1 protein-coding gene is annotated in these 276 nt (G+C 38.8%); it reads right to left on the reverse strand.

Annotation, left to right across the window (positions count from 1 at the left end; translation table 11 throughout):
• Nucleotides 1-276, reverse strand: a 276-nt coding sequence (locus SB773_RS31450) for a UDP-N-acetylglucosamine 2-epimerase (RefSeq protein WP_410594224.1), incomplete at both ends; no start/stop codon positions are given.

Genomic DNA, 276 nt, shown 5'->3' on the forward strand with positions numbered 1-276 from the left:
GAGCTGAGCCCAGAGTTCGTATCCCCCAACACCAATACTTTGTCAGGCTTTTCATTTAATATGATAGTTTCTAAATTCTTATAAATGGCCGCTAACTGTTCCCCGAGGGTTTGCTGCTGTTTCAACAAGACATAATCAGGGGTTCTTACCTGTAGCTGTTGAAAGAATATTTCGCTTAAGGATGTGGTGAAATTTTGTCCGGTGTGCACTAAAATATGTGAATCGGCATACTGATCTAATTTCTTGATTATTAGACTTAATCTGATGATTTCAGGT

Source organism: Bacillus sp. SIMBA_074 (assembly GCF_046534555.1).
In the GTDB taxonomy this organism is placed as follows: Bacteria; Bacillota; Bacilli; order Bacillales; family Bacillaceae_G; genus Bacillus_A; species Bacillus_A mycoides.